Below are 24,695 nucleotides of genomic sequence, written 5' to 3'. Positions count from 1 at the left end.
ACTCCCTCGCTCCACTCGGTCATGCCGCCCCCTCGCTCCGCCCGGTCATGCCACCGCTTCGCTCGGTCATGTCGGCGACACCATTCGGGCCAGGCGGCGGCCGAGCGGGGCGGCGGCGGCCACGGCCAGCCCGGCCGTGGCGGCACCGGCGTGTGCGGTGAGCGCCCCCTGCAGGGCCGGCAGGCCGGTGATCCCGGCCCCGACCGCGGCCCGGATGCGGGTCGCCGACGGCTCGGCGGCGGCGCGGGCCTGGGCGCCGCCGTACTGGGCGGCGTACCAGGCGGCCAGGGCGGCCGGCACCGCGCGGCGCCACGCCGGCCGGCCGGGCCGGGCGCCGGCCGCGGCGGTCGCCGCCGCCAGGGCGGCGGTGCCGGCGAGCGTCACCCTCGGCAGCCGGGGTCGGCGCCACCGACCTCGCGCCGGGACAGTTCGGTGACCGTGTAGGTGTGCGCGGCCACCGCGAGCGCCGCCGGCAGCGCCCGGGCCGGCCGGCCGGTGCTCGCGCCGAGCAGCACGTCGAGCCCCCGGCAGGCGGCCATCACCGCCGGCCCGGCCGCGGTGTTCTTGGCCCGCAGGTCGTACGCCCACACGGCGGCGGCCAGCGGCCCGGCGACGGCGAGCGCCCGCCGGCCGCCGCCGAGCGCGGCGAGCCCGAGGCCGGCGGCGGTGAGCCCGGCGGCGATCCCCAGCGCCGCGGGCGCGGAGACCCGGCCGGACGGGATCGGCCGCTCGGGGCGCTCGATCGCGTCGAGGTCCCGGTCGGCCCAGTCGTTGCCGGCCATGCCGGCCCAGTAGAGGCAGACCGACGCGCCGGCCAGAGCCGGGGTACGCGCGCCGAGGGTGCCGGCCGCGGCGGCCCCGGCCACCACGTCACCGGGTACGGACAGCGCGGCCGGGGCGCGTACCAGGTCGACGAGATCGCGTAGCAGTCCCATCAGTGCTCCCCTCCGGGCAGCGAGCCGACGAAGTCGGCGAGGATCCGCCACTGCTCGTCGAGCGAGTGGGCGGTGGCGTCGATCGGGTCCTTGAAGAAGAACCCGAGTTCGGGCAGTGGCCCGTGCCGGCCGGCGGCGTGCGCGGCGGCGGTCAGCCGGGCCAGGTCGAGCACCAGCGGGGCGGCCAGGGCCGAGTCGCAGCCGTGCCAGGTGAACTCCATCCGCATGGCGGTGCCGAGGAATCCGGAGAAGGTGATCAGGTCCCAGGCGGTCTTGAAGTCGCCGATGTCGTCGACGTACTCGATCCGGGTGGTGCCCTGCGGCTGGTAGCCGAGGGTCTCGCCGAGCACCCGCTGCTTGCTCGCGGTCTTGGCGGCGTTGGCGGCCGGCTCGGCGAGGTTGGCGCCGTCGCCGCCACCCAGCAGGTTGATGCCGGACCAGGTACGGACCCGCAGGTTGCGCAGCGCGAACATCGGGGCGAGCACCGACTTGACCAGCGTCTCGCCGGTCTTGCCGTCGTGCCCGGCGTACGGCACGCCGTGCCGGACCGCCAGCTCGTGCAGTGCCGGCAGGCGGGCCCCGGTCGACGGCGTGAAGTCCACATAGGAGCAGCCGACGGTGAAGGCGGCGTACGCGGCCAGCGAGCTGGGCGGCAGCACCGGGTCGGGACCGGCGAGCGCCTCCTCCAGCGCCGCGAGGTCGGCGTGGGCCGGCAGCGGGGCGGGCGCCGGCTCGGTGGTGGAGACGTTGACGACCACCACCTCGTCGAGCGCGTGCCGGGACCGGAAGTCGGCCAGGTCGGCGGCGATCAGTGCGGCGGTGCCGGCCTGGGTGTCGGCGGCGGGCAGCGGCCGTACGTCGCCGTCGACGGTGACGAGTTCGTCGTGCAGTGCGTCGACGAGCCGGGCCGGCACGACACCGGCGGCGGCAAGGGCCTCGGCCTTCTTCAGCAGGGGCGTCTCGGTGATCTCGTGTCCACCGAGGACGAGTTCGCCCAGGGCCGGCAGCGCCGGGCTGCGCAGCCCGGGCAGCTCGGTGACGCAGCCGGTGGGCTCGGCCAGGCCGGCGCGCAGCGCCAGCCAACCGACGATGCTGGTCGCCGCGACGGATCCGCGTGCTCCGATCAGCCAGACTCCCGTACGCATGTGGTTCTCCCTTGCCCTCGCCGATATGCAAACCGGTCCGGTGCCGCCCGACCGGGTGATTCCGGCCGGCCGGCCCGGCCGGGAGAATTGGGCCCTGTCCGCCCGACCGGATCGAGGTGGCACCACCGTGACCGCGTCGACGTCGGCGTCGTCGACGCTGCCCCGGGCTCGATCGGCCGGGCGGACAGGGCATCAGCAGGCAGGGTCGGTCGGCGTCGCGACCCTGCCTCCCCCGCAGTGCGTCTTCCCTGTGCCGGCTGCGCGGACCGGAGGTCCACCCAGCCGGCGGTCGGTGCGTCCCCCGGCCGGGCGGACCTGGTGCGGGGTCCGCCCAGCCGGTGGTTCTGTCCGGTCCCGCCGGCGGCGCCGGCCGCCGGCGGGACCTTGGCCGTCACTCAGGTGGTGACGGGCCGGGTCAGGGGGTCGAGCCGAACTCGACCCAGTTGAGGTTGAACAGTGCGGTCGTCGGGCCCCCGGAGACCGACCTGAACACCAGGTAGAGCGGTTGCCCGTAGGTGTCCGGCTGGTCGACCTGGATGCTCTGGCTGGCCCAGACGTTGGTGCCCGAGGTGGCGTTCAGGGTGGCGGTGCCGGCGAGGGTGCCGTCCGGCGCGCCGACCCGCAGCTCGACGACCGCCCGCGGGGTGCCCGCGGTCGCCGCCGAACCACCGGCGTAGCGGAAGGTGACCGAGCCGGCGTCGCCCAGGTTGATCGGGTCGAACGCGATGTGGTCACCGTTGTCGATTCCGGTCAGGTGCTGGCCGGCTCCGGCGTCGTTCGTGTTCGCGACCGTGACACCCTGCTTGACCTGGGCGTACTCCGCCTGCTGGAGGCGCAGCTGGACCCTCGACTGCTCGACCGTGGTCAGCGCCGGCTGACCGTTCGCCCCCAGGTCGGTGTAGCTGGCGCTGATGCCGCCGTAGAGGTAGCTGCCGGCGTGGTCGGCGCCGTCGGCCGGGCTCGGAACCACGCCGGAGCAACCGGTCGTCGAACCCTGCGGGTGGCCGTGCTCGTCGTGGCCGAGCACGAACGTCACCTCGACCCGGCTGCAGTCGATCGTCCCGTCCTCCGGGTCGGTGACCGTCAGCGTGTACGGGATCTGGTCGCCCCACTCGAAGAACGAGCCGGAGACCGGCGTGTGCAGCGTGATCGTCGGTGCGGTGTTGCCGACCGTGATCGTGCGGTTCAGGGTCGCCGCCTTGCCGCTGTTGTCGGTCACCGTCAACTGGGCGTAGTAGACCCCGTTGGTGGTGTAGGTGAAGGACGGGTTCGCCTCGGTCGAGTCGGTCGTGCCGTCACCGTCGAAGTCCCAGGCGATCGAGACGGTCTCGCCCGGCTCCGGCGAGTGCGAACCCTCGCTGGAGAACTGGACGGTCAGCGGCGCCTGGCCCGAGGTCGGGGCGGCGTCGATCTCGGCCACCGGGCCCCGGGTGCCCTTGACGTAGCGGATCACCGACAGCGCGGCGTCCGGGTTGGCCCGGAAGAAGCCGTCGCCGTACTCCAGCACGTAGAGGCTGCCGTCCGGCCCGAACTCCATGTCGATCGGGTTGTCGAAGGTGAAGCCCGGCAGGAACTGCTCGACCCCGAGCAGCTGGCCGCTGCCGTTGGTCCGCATCATGAAGATCTTGTCCCGGCTGAACTCGCCGAAGACGACCGCGTCGTTGTAGTACTCGGGCAGCTTGACGTCGGAGTCCAGGTCGGCGTCGTACTTGTAGATCGGGCCGCCCATCGGGCCGACGCCGCCGGTGCCGATCACCGGCCACTTGAAGTCACAGGTCTGCGCCGGCGCGAGGTACGCCCCACGGCACGGGGTGACCGCGTTGAAGGTGTAGTGGAACTGCGACGGCTGCACCGGTGGCAGGACCGTCCGGCCGGTGTTGCGCGGCGAGTCGTTGACCGGCGCCGCACAGTTGAACGGCGTCTCCTTCGACGTGCGGGTCGCGAAGTCGTAGTCGATGTAGGGCTGGTCCGGCTGGGTGCAGTACGGCCAGCCGTAGTTGCCGGCCTTGTTGGTCGCCAGCCAGCGGCCGGTGCCCTCCGGGCCACGGGTCGCGCTGGGCACCCGGGTGTCCGGCGAGTAGTCGCCGACGTACACCCAGCCGCGGGCGTCGACGTCGAACCGGAACGGGTTACGCAGACCCATCAGGAAGATCTCGGGGCGGGTCTTCCCGTCGGTGTTCTGCGCCTGCGGGAAGAGGTTGCCGGCCGGGATGCTGTACGTGCCGTCCGGCTTCACCTTGATCCGCAGCACCTTGCCCCGCAGGTCGTTGGTGTTGGCCGAGGAGCGCTGGGCGTCGTACGCCGGGCCCTGGGTCGGCGACTCGTTGATCGGGGTGTAGCCGTCCGATCCGCTGGCGTTGGTGTCGTCACCGGTCACCAGGTAGAGCAGGCCCTTGCCGTCGAACTTGACCTCACCGCCGACGTGGCAGCAGGCGCCCCGGTCGGCCTCGACCTGGAGGATCTTCTGCTCGGTCGAGAAGTCCAGCGTGGGGTTCTCGCCGTCGACGAACTTGACCCGGGAGAGCTGGTTGTAGCCCACGAACTTGTCCCAGACGGTCGGGTCGTTGCTGGTCGCCGGGGCGTCGCCCTCGTTGACGCCCGGGGTGGCCGGGTTGTCGACCGGGGTGTTCAGCGGCGGGGCGTAGTAGAGGTAGACCCACTTGTTGTTGGCGAAGTCGGGGTCGAGCGTGACGGACTGGAGGCCATCCTCGTCGTGCTGGTAGACCGACATCGAGGCGATCACCGGGCTGGCGCCGTTGGCCGGGTTGTAGAGCCGGATCTCACCGCTGCGGGTGTTGTGCAGGACCCGGCCGTCGGGCAGGACGGCCAGCGACATCGGCTCGCCGGGCTGGTCGTTGAGCACGACCCGCTCGTAGTTGGCCAGCACCGTCGCGCCGCAGTCGCCCTCGGCCACGCCGGCGGCCCACTGGATGCCGCCGAGCAGGTGCTTGCGGAAGGCGCCGTTGGCGTACGTCGCCTCGGAGTGCCCGAGCCCGGTGTAGAAGGACCGGCCGCCCTGGTAGTCACGGCACCACGAGATGGGGTGGTCGTAGCCCATCGTGCCGCCGGTGTAGCTCTTCTCGTCGACGGTGGCCAGCACGTGGGCGGTGCCGCGCACGTTGCTGGTGTAGTTGTAGATCTCGTCGTCGAGGGTGATCTGCCGGGACACGGTCTTCGTCGCCGGGTGGGCCCGGTCGGCGACGTCGATGCGGGCGTTGCCGCTGCCGCTCGTGCCGGCGGCCGAGGTGCCGACCAGGTCACGGTAGAAGGCCCAGTCCGGCTCGGCCTCGACGGCCGCGTGGATGCCGAGGTAGCCGTTGCCGGCCTGGATGTAGTCCTCGAAGGCGACCTGCTGGTTCTCGTCGAGTACGTCCCCGGTGGCGTTGAGGAACACCACGGCCTTGTAGTTCGCGAGGTTCTCGGGGGTGAACGCGGTGCCGTTCTGCGTCACGTCGATGGTGAAGCCGTTGTTGTTGCCGAGGGTACGGATCGCGTTGACGCCCTTGGCGGTGGAGTCGTGGGCACCCGCGGCCGCGCGGGTGAAGACGAGCACCTGGTAGCCGTCTTCGTGCTCGTGGCCGGGGTGGGCGTACGCCGGCGCGGCGGCCGCCAGGGGCACCGTCAGCGCGGCGCCCGCGACGATGGCGAACCACCGTCGAACGGATCTTGCCATGGAAAACCTCCGGGGGTCGGGGAGGCTCGTGGAGCCTCACCGTTGGCACTGGTCCGGATGCCGGACCGGTTCTGCGTTGGTGCCTCACCCCTGGCGCGGTGCCACGTCCGCCAAGGTCCTGCGCTGCGCCTGCTGGTCGTCCGGCGCGACCGGGGAATCCCGGTCCGGTCGCGCCGGACGGCCTACCCTCGGGCCCTCGTCAACCGGACGTGGGGCGCACCACGTCCGGCTCCTCGCACTCGGGCCCGAGGAGCCTCGTACTCCGGTCAGGCGACGACCGCGGTCAGGGCCGAATCCACCGCGGTCCACGCTCCCGTCGCGGCGGACCGCTCCACGGCCTCCAGCACGAGCTGGACGTGGAGGGCGTCGTCGAACGACGGCGTCGGGTCCACCCCGGTCGCGACCGCCTCGAGGAAGTCGCGGGCCTGGTGGGTGAACGAGTGTTCGTAACCGATGATGTGGCCGGCCGGCCACCACGCCGACATGTACGGGTGGTCCGGCTCGGTCACCAGGATCCGGCTGAAACCCTGCTCGCTGACCGGCCGGTCGGCGTCGTAGAACTCCAGCTCGTTCATCCGCTCGAAGTCGAACGCGACCGAACCGAGCGAGCCGTTGATCTCGATCCGCAGCCCGTTCTTGCGGCCGGTCGCGAACCGGGTCGCCTCGTAGCTGCCGACCGCGCCGCCGTCGAGCCGGGCGGTGAACAGCGCGGCGTCGTCGACCGTGACCGGGCCGGTCGCCGGACCGGTCCCGTCGGCGGTCGCGAGCGACTTCGCCGCCAGCCCGCTCGCCTCGCCGGGCAGCGGGCGTTCCTTGACGAAGGTCTCGACCAGGCCGCTCACGCTCGCGATCCGTTGGCCGGTGACGAACTCGGTGGCGTCGATGATGTGGGCACCGATGTCGCCGAGCGCGCCGGAGCCCGCCTTGTCCTTCTGCAACCGCCAAGCCAGCGGCACCGTCGGGTCGACGAGCCAGTCCTGGAGGTACGTCGCGCGGACGTGCCGGATCACGCCGATCCGGCCGTCGGCGACAAGCTGACGCATCAGGGCGATCGCGGGGACCCGGCGGTAGTTGAACCCGCACATGGACCGTACCCCGACCGACCGGGCCTCGGCCGCCGCGGCGGCCATGGCGCGGGCCTCGTCGACCGTGTTGGCCAGCGGCTTCTCGCACAGCACGTGCTTGCCCGCCGCCAGCGCCGCGATCGCGATCTCGGCGTGGCTGTCACCCGGGGTGCAGACGTCGATCACGTCGATGTCGTCCCGGTCGATCAGCGAACGCCAGTCGGTGGTGTGTCCGTCCCATCCGAGTCGCGCGGCGGCCTCGGCCACCTTGGACTCGTCGCGGCCGCAGATCGCCGTCATCCGGGCGTACGCCGGCAGGTCGTAGACCCGGTTGACGGTGCGCCACGCCTGTGAGTGCGCCGCACCCATGAAGGCGTAGCCGACCATCCCGATCCGCAACTCTTTATCTACAGTGGACAACGTGGGCCTCCCCCCGCCTTGCCGTGGATCAGAACCCGAGCGAGATGTAGTTGCTCGCGTTCTCCTTGGTGATGGTCTCGGAGGCCAGCGTGATCTCCTTCGGCACCTGGAGCTCGACCAGGTCGCCCATTCCCTTGTTCTGGCCGATCAGCCGGGCCAGCGAGATGGCCGAGGAGGCCATCGACGGGCTGTAGGTGACCGTCGCCTTGAGCACGCCGCTGTCGGCCTGGATCGCCTCGATCGCGGCCTTCGAACCGGCGCCACCGACCATGATGAGCTCGCTGCGGTTCGCCTGGCTGATCGCGGCGAGCACACCGATGCCCTGGTCGTCGTCGTGGTTCCACAGTGCGTCGATCTTCGGCAGGGCCTGGAGCAGGTTGGCCGCCTCACGCTGGCCGGAGTCGGCGGTGAACTCCGCCGCCCGCCGGTTGGCGATCTGGAGGCCCGCGGCGGTCAGCGTGTCGCGGAACCCGGCCGACCGCTCCTGGGTCAGCGGCAGCGAGTCGATGCCGGCGATCTCGGCGATGACCGGGCTGGTGACGCCCTTGGCCCGCATCTGCGCGATGACGTAGTTGCCGGCCGAGACGCCCATGCCGTAGTTGTCGCCCTTGATCAGGGTGCGGTAGGCGAGCGCCTGGTTGAAGGCCCGGTCCAGGTTGATCACCGGGATGCCGGCCTGCATCGCCTTGATGCCGCTGGCGGTCAGCTCCGCGCCGTCGTGCGGCAGCATCACCAGGACGTTCGGCTTCTCGGCGATCAGGGTGTCGACGCCGGCCCGCTGCGCCGCCGCGTCGGCGCCGGCCTCGACGACCTTGAGCTCCACGTCCGAGTACGCCGCGGCCTGGGCCCGCGCGTTGTTGATGATGGCGGCCATCCAGCCGTGGTCGGCGGCCGGCGCGGAGAAGCCGATCACCACCCGCTGGCCCGGCGAGGAGTTCGGGTTGCCCTCGTTGGCGCCCATGGTCTGGGCGGTCTGCGGGGCGGCCTCGTTGCTCGTGCAGGCGGTGAGCAGGGCGCCGGCGCCGAGCGCCGCTCCGCCCAGCAGCAGCCGGCGGCGGGACAGATCGCGTCCGTCCTTGGTCATGACGACCTCCTGGATTCCATCAGTGGTGGGTGTTTGAGGGTGTGACGATCCCGGCGGGCGTCCCGACCGGACGCTCACCTGGTGTGGTGCGCTGGCTGTGCTAGGCGGTGGCGCCCTTGTTGCGGGTGAAGAGCTGGCTCACTGACTTGAAGCGGAACTCCTGGATGAGCACGGCGGCCACGATGATGGCGCCCTTGATCATGTTCTGCGACTCGGTCGACAGACCGTTGATCGCGAACAGGTTGGTGATCGTGGAGAAGACCAGCACGCCGAACAGCGCGCCCATGATGGTGCCGCGACCACCGCTGAGCAGCGTGCCGCCGATGATCGCCGCCGCGATGGCGTCGAGTTCGTAGAGGTTGGCCATGGCGGCCTGGGCCGAGTTGGCCTGCGCCATGAGCATGATCGCGGCGATCCCGCAGCACAGCCCGGAGAGGCCGTAGAGCAGCAGGGTGTGCCACTTGACGTTGATGCCGGCGAGCCGGGCCGCCTCGCTGTTGCCGCCGACGGCGACCGTACGCCGGCCGAACGTGGTGCGGTTGAGCAGCACCCAACCGGCCGCGACCACCAGCGCCAGGATGATCACCAGCAGCGGGATGCCGAGGATCCGCTGGGTGGCGATGCCGTTGATCACCGAGGAGGTGGAAACCTGGGTCTGCTTGTCGGAGATCTCGGCGGCCAGCCCCCGGGCCGCGACCATCATCGCCAGTGTCGCGATGAACGGCACCAACCTGCCGTAGGAGATCAGTACCCCGTTGACCAGACCGACCCCGAGACCGACGGCCAGCGCGGTGAAGATCATGCCGCCCGCGCCGAAACTCTGGGTGGCGACCGTGGTGGCCCACACCCCGGCCAGCGCCATGATCGCGCCCACCGAGAGGTCGATGCCACCCCCGATGATCACGAACGTCATGCCGACGGTGACCACACCGATCGCCGACGCCTGCTGCAGGATGGTGAAGATGTTGTTCTTCACCCAGGTCGGGTCGCTATAGAGGTCCGGCCGGGTGGCGATACCGATCACCACCAGCGCCACCAGGACGCCGACCAGCCCGAGGTTACGACGGGCGTTCTCGGTGGCGTCCGACTTCCACCAGCTCTCCTTCGCCGGGCCACCCGAGCCGTGCTGCGGGCCGGCCGGCGGCGCCGCCTTGCCCACCTGCCCCGGTGTGGCGGCGGCCGTCTCTTTCTCGCTCGTCGTCACGCGGCTTCGCCTTCCATAAGCGACCCCGCCATGACGAGGTCGAGCACAGTCTCTTCGTCGATCGCGTCGCCCGGCGCCTCGTGGATGACCCGGCCCTCACGCATCACCAGCACCCGGTCGGACAGACCGAGCACCTCCGGCACCTCGCTGGAGACCAGCAGCACCCCGACCCCCTTCGCCGCCAGGTCGCGGATCACCTGGTACAGCTCGGCCCGGGCGCCGACGTCGACACCCCGCGTCGGCTCGTCGAGCAGCAGCAGCCGGGTGTCCCCGAGCAACCAGCGGCCGACCACCACCTTCTGCTGGTTGCCGCCGGAGAGTTGGCGGACCGGCCGCCGTACGTCGCGGGGGCGCAGCTCCAGCGAGTCGGCGACCTTCTCCGCCTCGGCCAGTTCCTGCCCGGACCGGGTGAAGCCGCCCTTGGCGATCCGGGCGAAGGTGGCCAGCGTGACGTTGCGGTAGATCGGTTCCCCGAGCAGCAGCGCCTGGCTCTTGCGCTCCTCGGGCGCCATGCCGAGCCCGGCCCGGACCGCCGCGCCCACACTCCCCGGGCGCAGGGTCCGGCCGCCCATCCGGACCGTGCCGGACTCCGACCGGCGGGCGCCGAAGATGGTCTCCAGCAGCTCCGAACGGCCCGACCCGACCAGACCGGCGATCCCGACGATCTCGCCCGGGTGCACGGTGAGCGACACGTCGGCGAACTCGCCGTGCCGGGTGAGCCCGTCGACCCGCAGCAACTCCTCGTCGGGGCGGGCCACCGGGGCCCGGTCCGGGAAGACGTACTCGATGGTGCGGCCGGTCATCTTGCTGACCAGTTCCCGCGTCGGGGTGCTCTGCGCGGGCAGGTTGGCGGCGGTGGTGCGACCGTCCTTGAGCACGGTGACCCGGTCACCGATCTCGCGGATCTCCTCCATCCGGTGCGAGATGTAGATGACCGCGATCCCCTGGGCGGTCAGCTCGCGGATGATCCGGAAGAGATTGCCGACCTCGTCGTGCGCGAGCACCGCGCTCGGCTCGTCCATGATGATCAGCCGGGCCTCGTGCGACAGCGCCCGGGCCATGCTGACGATCTGCTTGCCGGCCGCCGGCAGCGACCGGACCAGCCGGTTGGGCGGGATCTCCGCATGCCCCAGCCGCCCCAGGATCTCCCGGGTCTGCCGGGACATCGGTCCCCTGCGGACGAAACCGAGCTGGCGCGGCTCATGCCCGAGGAAGGCGTTCTCCGCCACCGACAGGTCCTCGACCAGGTCGAGTTCCTGGTAGATCGTGGCGATGCCGGCCTTCATGGCCGCCTGCGGGTTGCCGAAGTTGACCTGCTCGCCGAGCCACTCGACCTGGCCCGAGTCCGGCCGGTGCACCCCGGACAGCACCTTGATCAGGGTGGACTTGCCGGCGCCGTTCTGGCCGAGCAGGCAGTGCACCTCGCCGGCCCGGACCTCCAACTGCACCCCGTCCAGGGCCCGTACGCCGGGAAAGGTCTTCACCACGTCGGTGAGCCGCAGGACGACCTCGGCCCCGGCGCCCTTGCCGGTGTCGACGCTCATGACGTCCGCTCCCTTCGGTCGCAGCCGCCATGCGTCAACCTGAGCCAACCGATTCGCTCGCTACGCTCGCTCATGACGTCCGCTCCCTTCGGTCGCGACCGACATGAGGCAAACTGAACCAACCGATTCGCTCGCTACGCTCGCTCATGACGCCTGCTCGAAGGCGACGTCGCTGGCGAGTACGGCCGCGCCGGTGACCCCGGCCCGCGAGCCCAGCTCGGACAGCACCACCGGCAGGTTACCGGTGGCCAGCGGAAGTGAACGGCGGTAGACCACGCTGCGGATCTCCGCCAGCAGGATGTGCCCCAAGTGAGCGAGCCCTCCCCCAATGACGATCATGGACGGGTTGGCGAAACTGACCAGCCCGGCGAGCACGCTGCCGACCCGGCGACCCCCGTCGCGGATGAGCCGCACGCAGGTGACGTCGCCCTCGGTGGCGCCCTGGGCGACGTCACGGGCGGTCAGTACGCCGGCGGCGGCGAGCCGCTCGGCCAGGGCCGGGGAGGCGCCGGAGCGGGCCGCCAGGGTGGCGTCCTTGGCCAGCGCCGCGCCGCCGAAGTGCGCCTCGAGACAACCGACGTTGCCGCAGGTGCACATCGGACCGTGGCTGTCCACCTGGATGTGTCCGATGTCGCCGGCGCAGCCGTCGATGCCGCGGTAGACCTCGCCGCTGAGGTAGATGCCGCAACCGATGCCGGTGCCGATCTTGACGAAGAGGAAGTCGTCGACCGTGTGCGCGACCCCGCCGTGCCGCTCACCGATCGCCATGATGTTGACGTCGTTGTCCACCGCGGCCGGGCAGCCGTGCTCACGGGTGAGCAGTTCGCGGACCGGGAAACGGTCCCAACCCGGCATGATCGGCGGCGACACCGGGACCCCGTCGCGGTAGCTGACCGGACCGGGTACGCCGACGCCGACCGCGTCGAGCTTCTCGTAGACCCCGTCGACCCGGGCCTTGGCCAGCAGTTCGTTGATCCGGTGCAGGATGGCCTTCGGGCCGGACCGGATGTCGGCCGACTCGGTGTAGTTGGCGATCGGTTCCAACCGGCCGTTGGTCACCTCGACGTCGATGGAGCTGGCGCCGAGGTCGACGGCCGCGAAGCGCAGGCCGGGGTTGAGTTCGACGAGGGTGGAACGGCGGCCGCCGCGCGAGGCGGCCATCCCGGCCTCGGTGACGAAGCCGGTGCTGACCAGCCGGTCGAGCTCGGCGAGCAGACGCGGCCGGGGGATCTGCAACTGATCGGCGAGCTCCGCGCGGGAGATCGCACCATGGTCTCTCAGAAGCCGTAGCAGGCGCAGGTGCAGCGCATCCGCGGTGCGCACTGGTCCACCTCCGGTGGTTTACGCCGCCGCAACATCGGCGTGTCGTGTTGGACACAGTAGGAGCCGTCTCGGCCGACTGTAAAGACCTTTGGTCGCTTGAAGCCGAACTTTTATCAAGTTGGACAGAAGTCTTCGATCAACCTGCCGGAAGCAATCGTCGGACCTGCGCAACCTTGTCTCGCCAGGCGGCAAAATGCCTGGTCAGCAGGGGTTTCCAGAGACCGTCCGGCGCCCTCGACCGGAGGGCATGCCGATGTCCCGGCCGCGCGGGGCACGGCCGGGACATCGACAGACGTGGGGCTACTCGTTACGGTAGATGGTCAGATCGGCCATGTTCTGGTAGCTGAGCGCGGCGAAGTCCAGCGACTGCCCCGGGTTGGCGGCGCCGCCCGGCGCGGTGTCCTGCTCCCAGTTGGCGTGGTGGAAGTCCGGCTCGCCGATGGTCTGGAAGAACTGCTGGAAGTTGATGTCGCCCTCGCCGAGCGGGGTCATCTCGTAGCCGTTGGCCAGGGCGGTGTTCCTGTTGCCGTCCTTGGCGTGGAAGAGCGGGAAGCGCTTGGTCCGCCGGGCCACGGTCAGGATCGGGTCGAAGATGCTGGTCCGCTCCCGGCCCGCCGAGTTGACGTACTTGGTGTGCTTGAAGCGGGCCACGTAGCCCCAGTAGATGTCCATCTCGAAGAAGACGTACTTGGCGTCGGTCTTCGCCATGAAGTATTCGAGCTTGCGGACGCCGGAGGACCGGGTGGGCCGGCCGTTGCCGTCCAGCGGTCCGGCGTCGAGCAGGAAGTTGTAGGCCGCGTCGTGGTTGTGCGTGTAGAGCCGCATCTTGCGGTCCCGGGCCTGCCGGCCCAACTCGTTCCAGACGTCGGCGGCGGCGTCCCAGTCGGACTGGTAGTTGCTGTTGGTCGGGTCGCTGCCGGTGCCGATGTTCTTCATGCCGAGTTCCTCGGCGATGTCGAGCTGCTGCTGGAAGGTGGCCGCGTTGATGGACGTGTGCGTGCCGTTGGCGACCAGCCCGTTGTCGTCCAGGATCTTGCGGATCTCGGTCGGGGTGATCTGCCGGCCCAGGATCGAGCTGTGCTGGTTGTAGCCGGCGAACTCGATCTCCTTGTAGCCGAGTTCGGCCAGCCGGGCGAGCACCCGCTCGAAGCCGTACGGCACACCGCTGTCGTCGGGCGCCGCCGAGATCCGGTCCCGCACGCTGTAGAGGATGATGCCGCGGTTCTGCTCGGGGATGAGCGGCTCCACGGTCCAGGTGCCCTTGCCGATCGCCGGGGTCGCGGTCTGCAGGATCGGCAGGCCGGCGGCACCGAGGGCGGCCGCGGCACCCGCGGAGGCGGTGAGGATACGACGCCGGGTGAGCTGGGGGTTGGGCCGACCGGGCTGGCCCTCGCGGCGCTGCGCCTCGTCCATTCTTGTCCACCTTTCTGGGACGGCCGACGGCCGCCGATGACGAGTAGGAGGATCGTTCGCGTCTGCCCGCCCTCAGGGGCACGAACCGGGCTCGACGGACTTCGATAAGGTTCTGACCTCGACTTTTGCGACGCCATGTCGCGCGTGTTACGTCTGGGGCAGACGGTATCGCTAGCGACGAGGGAAAGAAAGACTTGCAGGAGCCAAACTTTGTCCTGCGACGTCGAGAAGTAGTCGGCCCGGCGATCGACCGGGTGGCGTACGCGCAGGTCAGCGGGTCAGCAGTCGGCCCATGCGGCGGCCGGCCAGCACGAGCCCCAACACGGTCAGGGCGACCAGGTAGGCGACGTCGAGAAGCTGCGCCGGGCCGGCCGAGCCGATGCTGAGGTCACGGATCAGGTGCACCGACCGGTAGAGCGGGGTCAGCTCGACCACCCAGCGCAGGACGGCCGGATAGACCTCGGCCGGCACGAAGGTGCCGGAGAAGAGGAAGAGGCTGAACTGCACCGACCCCATCAGGTCGAAGTCCTGCCAGCTGCGCATGAACGTCGACAGCGCCATGCCGAGCGCGCCGAAGGTGAAGCCGACCAGCACCGCGGCCGGAAAGGCGACCAGCGCGCGGCCGACCGTCGTGAGGTCCATCCAGACCATGACCACGAGGAAGGCGGCGGAGTAGCTGGAGCCGCGGATCATCGCCCAGGCCAGCTCGCCCAGCGCGATCTCGAAGGGCTGCACCGGGGTCGCCAGGATCCCGTCGTACAGCTTCATGTACTTCATCTTGCCGAAGAAGTTGAAGGTGGTCTCCGACAGCGCACCGGTCATCGCGGACGCGGCCAGCATGGCCGGCGCGACGAACGCGGCGTACGCGACGACCTGACCGCCGGGCAGCGTCAGGTCGCCGATCAGCGCCCCCACCCCGACGCCGATCGACAGCAGGTAGAGCAGCGGCTCGAAGAAGCCGGAGATCATCACGACCCAGTAGGCCGACTTGAGCGCCGCCGCGTTGCGCTCGGTCACCGAGAACGCCCGGCGGGCCGGACCCTCGAAGCTGACCAGCTTGGGCAGGACGATGCTGACCACGCCGACCTCCTCTCAGAACACCAGTCGGCGCTTGAACCGGGCGTGTGCCAGCAGCCAGCCGGCGACCGCCCAGGCCAGCAGGTAGAGCAGGTGACCGGCGACCGACCACTGGGGAGCGATGCCCAGGGTGGCCGCCCGGGTCAGGTCGACGCCGTGCCACAGCGGGGACAGGTAGGCCAGCCAGCGCAGCACCACCGGCAGCTCCTCGACCGGGAAGAAGACCCCGGCGAACAGGGTCATCGGGACCACGGCGAAGCGGAACAGCAACGACAGGTAGCTGTCGGACCTGATCGAGGCGCTGAAGGCGAACGTCGGCGCCGCCACGGCGAACCCGATCAGCAGCGCCAGCGGCAGCGCCGCCAGCGCCCACGGCGAGTGCAGCGTGCCGAAGGCCGCCGCCACCAGCAGGAACGCGATGGTGCTGATCAGCACCCGGAACAGGACGAAGAGCAGGTGCCCACCGAGGATGTCGGCGACCCGAAGCGGGGCGCTGGCCTGGGCGAAATAGGTGCGGACCCACTCGAAGTTGCCGAGCACCTGCCAGGACGACTCCCCGATCGCCACCTGCAACGCGGTCGAGGCGAGCAGGCCGGGCAGGATGAAGTCGAGATAGGACACCCCGCCGACGCCGCCGTCGATGTAGGAGCCGACCCCCACCCCGAAGCCGATCACCGTCAGCAGCGGCAGGAGGAAGGACGACAGCGCGCTCGAGCGCCAGGTGCGCCGGTAGCCGACGATGTTGTATTCGAGTACGGAGAGCGGCCCGCCGCCGCGTCGGGCCGCCGCCGTGCCGACGCTCATCGGTCGACCAGCGCCCGGCCGACCGCGCTTGCCCACATGGCTGCCTCCCGCTCGGTGTCGTCGACTACGGCCCGGGCCGCCAGCGGTGGCGACCCCGACCGGGAGACCGACGTTATCGAAGGCCCCGAGGTGTCCGGTAGCGGGAATCGCGGCCGGGTCAGCCGGCCGGTGTGGGACGGACGGGAAGCAGGTTGCGCTCGGCGAAGACCTTCTTGGCGACGAGGGTGGCGTTGACCGCCCGCGGCACACCGCAGTAGACCACCGACTGCAGCAGCGCCTCGACTATCTCGGAGGGCGTCAGGCCGGCGTTGAGCGCGCCGTTGACGTGGACCTCGAGCTGGGCCTCGGCGCCACCGAGACCGGTGAGTATGCCGAGCGTCAGCAGTTCCCGGTCGCGGCGCTGCAGTTCGGGCCGGACGTAGAGGTCTCCGTAGGACCAGGCGACGGACCGGTGACTCAGCTCGGGTGAGACGTCGGCCAGGGCCGCGAGAAGCTTCTGCCCGGCGCCCCCGTCGGCCTCCCGTAGCGCCACCAGGCCGCGCTCGTACTGTTCGTCCGCGTTCATGGTCATGGTCGTGCCCCACCTCTGCGCAGTCGTCCGGCCTCCCTGGGGCAACGGCCCCGGCGCCGGCTACCCACGGTTTCGCCGGGCAAACGACCCGTCTTCCGCGGGACGCTCCAGGCCGCACCCTAGTCCACCAGGGTCCGGCCGGTCAGGTGCAGGAAGACGTCCTCGAGCGAGCTGCGCCGGACCAGCACACTGGCCGGGGTCAGCGCCCGTCCGTGCACCTCGGCCACCGCCGCGTCGCCGTCCGCGACGTAGAGCAGGATGCGGTCGGGCAGCACCTCGATCCGTTCGCCCAGCCCGTCGAGCTTGCCGGCGAAGTCCTCCTGCGACGCGGCGGCGAATCGCAACTCGACGACCTCGCGGGTGGAGTATCGCTCGATCAGCGCCCGCGGCGAGCCCTCGGCGACGATCCGGCCGCCGTCCATGACGACGAGCCGGTCGCACAACTGCTCTGCCTCGTCCATGTAGTGGGTGGTGAGCACCAGCGTCACACCCTGTTGCTTGAGCCGGAACAGCCGCTCCCAGACCAGGTGCCGGGCCTGCGGGTCGAGCCCGGTCGTCGGCTCGTCGAGCAACACGATGTCGGGTTCGTTGACCAGGGCGCGGGCGATGGTGAGCCGGCGCTTCATGCCGCCTGACAACGGCTCGACCTTGCTGTTGGCGCGCTCGGTGAGCTGCACGAAGTCGAGCAGCTCGGTGGCCCGCTGTCGGGCCACCCGGCGCGGGATGCCGAAGTAGCGGGCATAGGTGGTCAGGTTTTCCCGCACGGTCAGCTCGGGGTCGAGGTTGTCCTGCTGCGGGCAGACCCCGAGGCGGGCCCGGATCGCCGGACCGTCCCGCCGCGGATCGAGCCCGACGATGCGCAGGACCCCGTCGGTCGGCGGGGAGACGCACCCGATCATCCGCATGGTCGAACTCTTGCCGGCACCGTTCGGACCGAGGAATCCGAACGCCTCGCCGGGCTGCACGTCGACGTCGATCCCGTCGACGGCCGTGAAGTCACCGAACCGCTTGACCAGGCCCCGCGCGTGGATCAGCGCGCTCCCTCCGGCCACCGCCGGCTCGTGGCCCGGTGACTGGTCCTGGCCCGGTGACTGTTCGTGGCCCGGTGGTCGCTGCCGCGTCTCGTTCACCGACAGAACCTATCCCCTCGGTACGACATTCATCCCACTCATTTCACATCTAGGAACTTTTCGATCACTCCGAACAAAGTTGACCCTGTACTGCGCCAACTTGTGGCGACCGTGCGGTATCTTTTCTCACACCGAGCCTCTAGGGGCTCTCCAAGTCGACTCGCCGCCGCGGGTCTCGCCGCGGCGGGATAAGGATGATGACGGACGTGTTGGGCGTATGGCCGGAAAACCCGCACCAGGCCCGGGTGCTTCGCCTGTTGCGTGACGACGGCCCGGCGTCCCGTGCCGAACTGGGCGAGGCGGTGGAGCTGTCCCGTTCCAAGGCGGCCACCGAGATCGACCGGCTCATCGAGCGGGGCCTGGTCGAGACGGTCGGCCCGGCCGCCTCCCGTGGCGGCCGGCGGTCGTCGATCGTCCGGATCGCCGGGGGAACCCGGTTCCTCAGCGTGAGCATCGGCGCGACCAGCATCGAGGTCGCGATCACCGACGGCGAGCTGCGGGTCATCTCCCGGATCACCGAGCACACCGAACTGCGCCGCGGGCCGACCGCCGTCATCGGGCAGGCCCTCGAACTCGTCAGCAAGCTGCGCGCCGACTCGGGCACCACCCGCTTCACCGGTGCCGGGATCGGCATCCCCGGCCCGGTCAGCTTCCACGAGGGGATTCCGGTGTCGCCGCCGTTCATGCCCGGTTGGCACCGCTTCCCCGTACGCGAGATGTTCAGCACCGAACTCGGCTGCCCGGTCCTGGTCGACAACGACGTGAACATCATGGCACTCGGTGAAAAGCACGCCGGGATCGCGAAGTCCTTCGACGACTTCCTCTTCGTCAAGATCGGCGCCGGCATCGGGGCCGGGATCGTCGTCGCCGGGTCCGTCTACCGGGGCGCCAACGGCTGTGCCGGCGACATCGGCCACACCGCGGTCGACGACAACGGCCCGCTGTGCGTCTGCGGCAACAGCGGCTGCCTGGAGGCCTACTTCGGCGGGGCGGCACTGACCCGCGACGCGCTGGCCGCCGCCCGTTCCGGGCGCTCCGACCAGCTCGCCGAACAGCTCGCCGAGGCCGGCACGCTGACCGCCCTCGACGTCGCGCACGCGGCGGCGGCCGGTGACCCGGTCGCGATCGGCATGGTGCGCGACGGTGGCCGGCGGGTCGGCAAGGTGCTCGCCAGCCTGGTCAGCTTCTTCAACCCCGGCATGATCGTCATCGGCGGTGGGCTCGCCGGCATCGGGCACGCGCTGCTCGCCGAGATCCGGGGCGTGGTCTACCGCTCGTCGCTGCCGCTGGCGACCGGCGCCATGCCGATCGTGCTCTCCGAGATGGGCGACCAGGCCGGCCTGGTCGGCGCCACCCGGATGATCAGCGACCACGTGTTCACCGCCGCCGACGCGCCGGGCTGACCACCCCAAGATCCCCGTGATCAGGGATCGGGTCGCGCATGTCGCCGGCGGGTCGCGCTTCCCCGCCCCTGATCACCGGGATCTTGGCGCACTCGTAACTTCGAGCTTCTTCGATGTTCATCGAAACTCGATTAAGATCGTCAGGCATGAATGCCACAGCTAGCGCGCGGTCGAGGCCGCGACAGCTCATCCTGGCCGCGGCTCTCGTCCTCGCGGTCGGCCTACCGGTCGGGGTGGTGTCGACCGCGGCGTCGGCGGCATCCGGCATCACCGTCGCGGCGGCCATCGCCGCCCAGGACGGCCGGACGGCGACGGTCACCGGCTACGTCGTCGGCGAGCCGACGGCCACCAACACGGTCCGGCGCTCCGCGTTCACCGGCGACACCGCCATCGCCATCGCCGACTCCGCCGCCGAGACCGCCACCGGCCGGATGCTCTACGTCCAGGTCACCGCGGCCTACCGCGGCGCCTTCGGGCTGCGCACCAACCCGGGCACGCTCGGCTCGACGGTCACCGTCACCGGCACGCTGACCGCGTACTTCAGCCACGCCGGCCTGAAGAACCCGACCGCGTTCACCCGCGGCGGCACGACCCCCACGCCCTCCCCGACCGCCACCCCCGGACCGACCCCGACCGGCAACCCCGGCTCGACGTACTACGCCAGCGCCATCGGCAAGACGGGGCCGGCCCTGCGCAGCTCGCTGCACAGCATCATCAAGGTGCAGACCAGACTGTCGTACGCGCAGGTGTGGGACGCGCTGAAGCAGACCGACCAGGATCCGAACAACGCCAACAACGTGCTCCTGCTCTACTCCGGCACGTCGCGGAGCAAGAACAGCAACGGCGGCAGCACCGGCAACTGGAACCGCGAGCATGTCTGGGCGCAGTCGCACGGCAACTTCGGCACCTCGGCCGGGCCGGGCACCGACGTGCACCACCTGCGCGCGACCGACGTCACGGTCAACTCGACCCGGGGCAACAAGGACTTCGACAACGGCGGCAACCCGGTCAGCAGCGCCCCGGGCAACTACACCGACAGTGACTCGTGGGAGCCGCGCGACGCGGACAAGGGCGACGTCGCCCGGATGCTCTTCTACATGGCGATCCGCTACGAGGGCAACGACGGCTGGCCCAACCTGGAGGTCAACGAGTCCACCAGCAACGGCAGCTCGCCCTACCACGGCAAGCTCTCCGTGCTGAAGCAGTGGCACCAGCAGGACCCGCCGGACGCCTTCGAGCGTCGCCGCAACCAGGTCATCTTCGACAACTGGCAGGGCAACCGCAATCCGTTCGTCGACCACCCGGAGTGGGTCTCGGCGATCTGGGGCTGACCCACCCGGCGGGTGTCGCGGCCGCCGGTCGCGGCACCCGCCGCCCCGCACCGGGTCGCGCGAACGCGGCCCACCGCGTCACAGGTCGGACGGCGTGCTCTCCCGCTGGAACCGCTCGACGAGTTCGACCGTCGCGGCGCGGATCTCCTCGTCGTCGTACGCGGTCCCGGGGTCGTAGCGGACCGCCCAGCTCAGCCCGTCGACCCCGCCGACCCGGCGGGCGACGATCCGCACTCCCCCACCGGGCAGCGGATGGTGCACGGTGTGCGCGACCGACCCGGTGACCCGGGTACGCACCTGGTGCGGCACGTCGCCCGGGTCGAGCAGCAGATAGGACTCGGCCGGCCGGTCGGCGACCACGGCGTACTCGTCGTGCACCCGCAGCACCTCGGCCGGGGTGACGGTCAGCTCCCGGCCCGACCAGACCGCCTTGTGGATCTCGTGCCAGGGCAGCCGGCCGGACCGGCCCGGCAACCACAGCCCCCGGTTGGTCAACACGACCACGTCGTCACCGGAGCCGGCCGGGGACCAGTCGAGGACCCGCTCCTCGGGGTCGAGGGCCGGGCGCCGGTCGGCGGGCAGCTTCGGCCGGCGGCGGAACAGACGCATGTCACAAACCTCCCACGGCCTGCTCGCGCAGGGCCCGCGCGTGCTGCTCCAGCGGTACCAGGGCGCCGACCATCGCCAGGTATTCGTCCTTGTGCGCGACCGGATTGATCCGCTGGATCTTCGACTTCAGCTCGCGGATCCGGGCGGTGACCGAACCGAGCTGGATCTGGGCCAGGGTCACCGACACGTAGCCCGGGTCGGGCTCCCGGTCGATCCGCAGCGGCTCGACCGCCAACTCCCCGACCAGGGCGCGGCCCATCAGGTCCGCGCAGGCGTCGCGGACCCGCTCGATCCAGACCGCGCCGCTGACCGCGGCGGTGGCCCCGCCGGCCTCGGCCACCGCCGCCCGGACCGCCACGTGCACCGGATGCCGGTAGGCGTCCTCGCCGACCGCGTCGAACATCGGCCCGGCGAGCACCGGCACCTGGAGTGCGAGCTTGAGCGCCTCGCGTTCGACCAGCGACTGCGGGCTGTCCAGCACCGGCTCGGTCCGCTTCGGCCGGACCGGCGCCGCGGCCCCCGGATCCGAGCCGGCGGCCAGCACCGCCCGCTGCACCGGCTCGATCTCCATGCCGAGGTCCAGGGCCAGCTTGCGGACGTACTCGGGGCGTTTGTCGCGGTCCTTGAGCTTGGCCACCAGCGGCGCGGCGCGGCGCATCGCCTCGACCCGGCCGTCGACGGTGTCCAGGTCGTAGCGGGCCAGGACCTGGCGCAGCGCGAAGTCGACCAGCGGCTCACGGCGCGCGACCAGGTCACGGACCGCGAGGTCGCCCTTTGCCAGCCGCAGGTCGCACGGGTCCATGTTGTCGGGCGAGACCGCGATGAACGTACGGCCGACGAAGCGCTGGTCCTCCTCGAAGGCGCGCAGCGCCGCCTTCTGCCCGGCCGCGTCGCCGTCGAAGGTGAAGATGATCTCGCCGGTGACCTCGTCGCTGTCCATCAGCAGCCGGCGCAGGACCCCGATGTGGTCGACGCCGAACGCCGTGCCGCAGGTCGCCACGGCCGTCGTCACGCCGGCCAGGTGGCAGGCCATCACGTCGGTGTAGCCCTCGACGATGACCGCCCGTCCCTGCTTGGCGATCTCCCGCTTGGCCTGGTCGATGCCGTACAGGACGTGGGACTTCTTGTAGATCGGCGTCTCGGGGGTGTTGAGGTATTTCGGGCCGTCGTCGGTGTCGAAGAGCTTGCGGGCGCCGAACCCGATCACGTCGCCGGTCAGCTCCCGGATCGGCCAGAGCAGCCGGCGGCGGAACCGGTCGATCAGCGAGCCGGACCGTGACTCGCGGGACAGCCCGGCGGTGACCAGTTCCGGACCGGTGAAGCCCTTCTGCCGCAGGTGCTTGGTCAGGTGGTCCCACGCGTCGGGGGCGAAGCCGCACCCGTAGCGCTCGGCGGCGGCCCGGTCGAAGCCGCGCTCGGCCAGGAACTCCCGCGCCAACCGGGCGCCGGGGGTGCCGAGCTGCCCGGTGTAGAACTCGACCGCGGCGGCGTGCGCGGCCACCAGCCGCTGCCGCTGGCCGGGCTGCTGGCGGGTCGGCGACGGGCCGGTCTCGTCGTACCGCAACTGGATGCCGGCGCGATCGGCGAGCCGCTCGACCGACTCGACGAACGTCAGGTGCTCGGCGTCCATCAGGAACTTGATCGCGTCGCCGCCGGCGCCGCAGCCGTGACAGAAGTAGACGTTGCGGGCCGGGGCCACGGTGAACGACGGCGTCTTCTCGTCGTGGAACGGGCACAACCCCTTGAGGTTGCCGCCGCCGGCCGAGCGCAGCGTCACCCGGTCGGAGATCACCTCGGCGATGGAGGTGCGCTCGCGGACCAGCGCGATGTCCTCGTCCCGGATCCGGCCAGCCATGCGGTGTCCACCCCCTCCGGGTACATCCTGCCCTGCCGCTCCGATTCGGGCCGGCGGGGGTCCCGCGGTCGCGGGTCGGGTCAGCCGGCGACGAGACGGCCGTGCCAGGCGACCGCCGCCGGGTCGGTGAGCGACGCCACCTGGTCGACGACCACCCGGAGCCGGGCCGGGTCGTCGGCCGCCGCCCGCCAGGACGCCGCGAACACCGGGTCCAGCCCGCCGGGCGCCCGGTCGAGGAGTGCCGCGACCAGTTCGGCCAGGACGATCCGTTGCCGTTCATAGCGTTCCTCCGCCCCGGACCGGCGCATCACGTAGCGCAGCGCCATGCCCTTGAGCAGCGCGCAGCGGGCCCGGATCTCCCGGGGTACGACCAGGTCGGCGGCGTACCGGTGCAGCGGGCCGTCGCCGAAGGTCTCCTTGGTGGCGGTCACCGCGGCGTGCACGAACCGGCCGGTCAGGGCGCTGGTCATCCGCTTGAGCGCGGCCTGTGCGCCGTGGCTGCCGTCGTATCCGGCCAGCGGCGCCAGCACCGGATCGGCGAGCAGGGCGAGCAGCACGGGGTCGAGGTCGGCCGCGGACTCGTCGGAGTAGACCGCCGCCACGTCGGCGCAGAGCGCGGCGCGTTCGTCGGCGTCGTCGAGCAGCGGCCGGACCGCCAGGTAGCCGCCGTGGATGCCGTCCTCGACGTCGTGTACCGAGTAGGCGACGTCGTCGGCCCAGTCCATCACCTGCGCCTCCAGGCAGCGCCGGGTGCCGTCCGGGGCGCCCCGGCGTACCCACTCGAAGACCTCGGTGTCGTCGGCGTACGCCCCGAACTTGCGCCGGCCGGCGCGGCGCGGCCACGGGTACTTGCAGGTCGCGTCGAGCGAGGCCCGGGTCAGGTTGAGGCCGGCCGGTCCGCCGCCGGGCCGCAGCGCCTTGGCCTCCAACCTGGTGAGTACGCGCAGCGTCTGCGCGTTGCCCTCGAAGCCTCCGCAGGCGCTGGCCACCGCGTCGAGCGCCGCCTCGCCGTTGTGCCCGAACGGCGGGTGGCCGAGGTCGTGGGCGAGGCCGGCCACGTCGACGACGTCGGCGTCGCAGCCGAGCCGGGCGCCCATCTCCCGGGCGATCTGCGCGACCTCCAGCGAGTGGGTGAGCCGGGTACGCAGGAAGTCGTCGGTGCCGGCGGTGTGCACCTGGGTCTTCGCGGCGAGCCGCCGGAACGCGGCCGAGTGCAGCACCCGGGCCCGGTCGCGCTCGTACGGGCTGCGGCCGTGGCCGGTGTCCTTCGGGGACTCGGGTGCCCAGCGCTCGGCGTCGGGTGGCGTCGTCACCGGACCATCGTGCCGCGCACGGTCGACCGGCTGGCGTACGGGGTGTCGTACGCAACCTTTCCTCCGCAACACCCGAACAGCCGATAGTTGCGGACTAATAGCTGACCGTCACCACACTCCCCAAGAATCACAGCGTGGGGTAGCGTGCCGGGAGCACAAAGTAACCGGCTGGCGAACCTCAACGCGACCCCACATCCGCGCGCCGCCCCGACCGAGCGGTACCCGTCCGCCCCGAGGCAACCGTAGGAAAGAAGGACATCCGTGGACGCTGACGTCGCGATCAAGGCCGAGATAAACGCGCTGCGGCGGCGCCTGCCCGACGTGTCCGGCACCGTGCTCGCCGGCCTCGACGGCATGCTCATCGCCAGCGACGTGACCGGCATCGAACCGTCGAGCCTGGCCGCCCTGTCCGCCGCCCATCTCGGCCTCGGCCAGCGGTTCGCGCTGACCGCCGGGCTCGGCACCCTGCACGAGACGGTCCTGCAGGGCACCGACGGTTACGTGATCGTCTACGCCGCCGGCAGCCGCGCGCTGCTGACCGTACTGACCACCGCCGACGTCAACCTGCCGCTGCTGCACCTCGACGCCCGCCAGCTCGCCGCCCGGCTGGGCACGATGATCGAGCGGGCCAGCGCCGCGGCGTCGGCGACCCCGGTGCCGCGCCGCGGCGGCCTCGGCAACGGCTCGACGCCGCTGGCCGTACGCACCCCGATGGCGACCCTGCCCGGCCGTCGCTGAGCCGGCCGCTGCACCCACGCCCGGCCGCTGCACCCACGCCCGGCCGCCGGCACCTGGGG

Annotated in this window: 18 protein-coding genes and 1 pseudogene; 3 read left to right on the top strand and 16 right to left on the bottom strand. The window is 71.2% G+C overall.

The window, feature by feature from the left end; translation table 11 throughout:
* Nucleotides 1-66 precede the first annotated feature (66 nt).
* From QCD66_RS07715 to QCD66_RS07655, 13 genes and pseudogenes are all read right to left on the bottom strand, one after another.
* Nucleotides 67-935: pseudogene (locus QCD66_RS07715) on the bottom strand (SCO3242 family prenyltransferase).
* Nucleotides 935-2,080: an inositol-3-phosphate synthase gene (locus QCD66_RS07710; RefSeq protein ID WP_375734305.1), complete on the bottom strand. Its 1,146-nt coding sequence runs from the start codon at nt 2,078-2,080 to the stop codon at nt 935-937. Before QCD66_RS07710 ends, QCD66_RS07715 begins: the two are co-directional and overlap by 1 nt.
* Nucleotides 2,081-2,495: 415 nt before the next feature.
* Nucleotides 2,496-5,753, bottom strand: coding sequence for a ThuA domain-containing protein (locus QCD66_RS07705; RefSeq protein ID WP_364209114.1), 3,258 nt, complete (start codon nt 5,751-5,753; stop codon nt 2,496-2,498).
* Nucleotides 5,754-6,019: 266 nt separating this feature from the next.
* Nucleotides 6,020-7,204: a Gfo/Idh/MocA family protein gene (locus QCD66_RS07700; RefSeq protein WP_375734335.1), complete on the bottom strand. Its 1,185-nt coding sequence runs from the start codon at nt 7,202-7,204 to the stop codon at nt 6,020-6,022.
* Between the two features lie 61 nt (nt 7,205-7,265).
* Nucleotides 7,266-8,321, bottom strand: a complete 1,056-nt coding sequence (locus QCD66_RS07695) for a substrate-binding domain-containing protein (RefSeq protein WP_364209108.1) — start codon at nt 8,319-8,321, stop codon at nt 7,266-7,268.
* 100 nt (nt 8,322-8,421) lie between these two features.
* Entirely contained in the window at nt 8,422-9,480 is a 1,059-nt protein-coding gene (locus QCD66_RS07690; RefSeq protein ID WP_357542810.1) for an ABC transporter permease, read from the bottom strand.
* A 41-nt stretch (nt 9,481-9,521) separates the two neighbouring features.
* On the bottom strand, nt 9,522-11,069 hold the full coding sequence (locus QCD66_RS07685; RefSeq protein ID WP_375734306.1) for a sugar ABC transporter ATP-binding protein: 1,548 nt from the start codon (nt 11,067-11,069) through the stop codon (nt 9,522-9,524).
* A 144-nt stretch (nt 11,070-11,213) separates the two neighbouring features.
* Nucleotides 11,214-12,392 carry an ROK family transcriptional regulator gene (locus QCD66_RS07680; protein ID WP_364209103.1) on the bottom strand — a complete coding sequence of 393 codons (1,179 nt, stop codon included), beginning with the start codon at nt 12,390-12,392 and terminating at the stop codon, nt 11,214-11,216.
* 300 nt (nt 12,393-12,692) lie between these two features.
* A complete protein-coding gene (locus QCD66_RS07675) occupies nt 12,693-13,805 on the bottom strand; it encodes a sugar phosphate isomerase/epimerase (RefSeq protein WP_364209100.1) in 1,113 nt (370 codons plus the stop codon).
* 270 nt (nt 13,806-14,075) lie between these two features.
* Nucleotides 14,076-14,885 carry an ABC transporter permease gene (locus QCD66_RS07670; protein WP_364209097.1) on the bottom strand — a complete coding sequence of 270 codons (810 nt, stop codon included), beginning with the start codon at nt 14,883-14,885 and terminating at the stop codon, nt 14,076-14,078.
* A 12-nt stretch (nt 14,886-14,897) separates the two neighbouring features.
* Nucleotides 14,898-15,686, bottom strand: a complete 789-nt coding sequence (locus tag QCD66_RS07665) for an ABC transporter permease (RefSeq protein ID WP_375734307.1) — start codon at nt 15,684-15,686, stop codon at nt 14,898-14,900.
* A 157-nt stretch (nt 15,687-15,843) separates the two neighbouring features.
* A complete protein-coding gene (locus QCD66_RS07660) occupies nt 15,844-16,257 on the bottom strand; it encodes a carboxymuconolactone decarboxylase family protein (RefSeq protein ID WP_364209091.1) in 414 nt (137 codons plus the stop codon).
* A 119-nt stretch (nt 16,258-16,376) separates the two neighbouring features.
* Complete coding sequence (locus tag QCD66_RS07655; RefSeq protein ID WP_364209903.1) at nt 16,377-17,309, bottom strand: ABC transporter ATP-binding protein; 933 nt, start codon at nt 17,307-17,309, stop codon at nt 16,377-16,379.
* Between the two features lie 275 nt (nt 17,310-17,584).
* Here QCD66_RS07655 and QCD66_RS07650 point away from each other — a divergent pair, with 275 nt between their 5' ends.
* Nucleotides 17,585-18,790: an ROK family transcriptional regulator gene (locus QCD66_RS07650; RefSeq protein ID WP_407567054.1), complete on the top strand. Its 1,206-nt coding sequence runs from the start codon at nt 17,585-17,587 to the stop codon at nt 18,788-18,790.
* Between the two features lie 146 nt (nt 18,791-18,936).
* A complete protein-coding gene (locus QCD66_RS07645) occupies nt 18,937-20,121 on the top strand; it encodes an endonuclease (protein ID WP_375734308.1) in 1,185 nt (394 codons plus the stop codon).
* A 78-nt stretch (nt 20,122-20,199) separates the two neighbouring features.
* On the opposite strand, the gene QCD66_RS07640 is transcribed toward QCD66_RS07645, so the two are convergent.
* The 3 genes from QCD66_RS07640 to QCD66_RS07630 all read right to left on the bottom strand — a co-directional run bounded on the left by QCD66_RS07640 (nt 20,200) and on the right by QCD66_RS07630 (nt 23,898).
* Nucleotides 20,200-20,730 (bottom strand): hypothetical protein, encoded by a 531-nt coding sequence (locus QCD66_RS07640; protein ID WP_364209082.1) that lies wholly within the window; start codon nt 20,728-20,730, stop codon nt 20,200-20,202.
* A 1-nt stretch (nt 20,731) separates the two neighbouring features.
* Complete coding sequence (gene dnaG / locus QCD66_RS07635; RefSeq protein WP_375734309.1) at nt 20,732-22,585, bottom strand: DNA primase; 1,854 nt, start codon at nt 22,583-22,585, stop codon at nt 20,732-20,734.
* 80 nt (nt 22,586-22,665) lie between these two features.
* Nucleotides 22,666-23,898 carry a deoxyguanosinetriphosphate triphosphohydrolase gene (locus QCD66_RS07630; protein WP_375734310.1) on the bottom strand — a complete coding sequence of 411 codons (1,233 nt, stop codon included), beginning with the start codon at nt 23,896-23,898 and terminating at the stop codon, nt 22,666-22,668.
* 261 nt (nt 23,899-24,159) lie between these two features.
* On the opposite strand from QCD66_RS07630, the gene QCD66_RS07625 reads away from it, so the two are divergent.
* A complete protein-coding gene (locus QCD66_RS07625; RefSeq protein ID WP_375734311.1) occupies nt 24,160-24,636 on the top strand; it encodes a roadblock/LC7 domain-containing protein in 477 nt (158 codons plus the stop codon).
* Nucleotides 24,637-24,695: the final 59 nt, after the last annotated feature.

The sequence above is a fragment of the Polymorphospora sp. A560 genome (genome assembly GCF_045781765.1).
Lineage (GTDB): Bacteria > Actinomycetota > Actinomycetes > Mycobacteriales > Micromonosporaceae > Polymorphospora > Polymorphospora lycopeni.
This window is presented reverse-complemented; position numbering and strand designations above follow the sequence as displayed.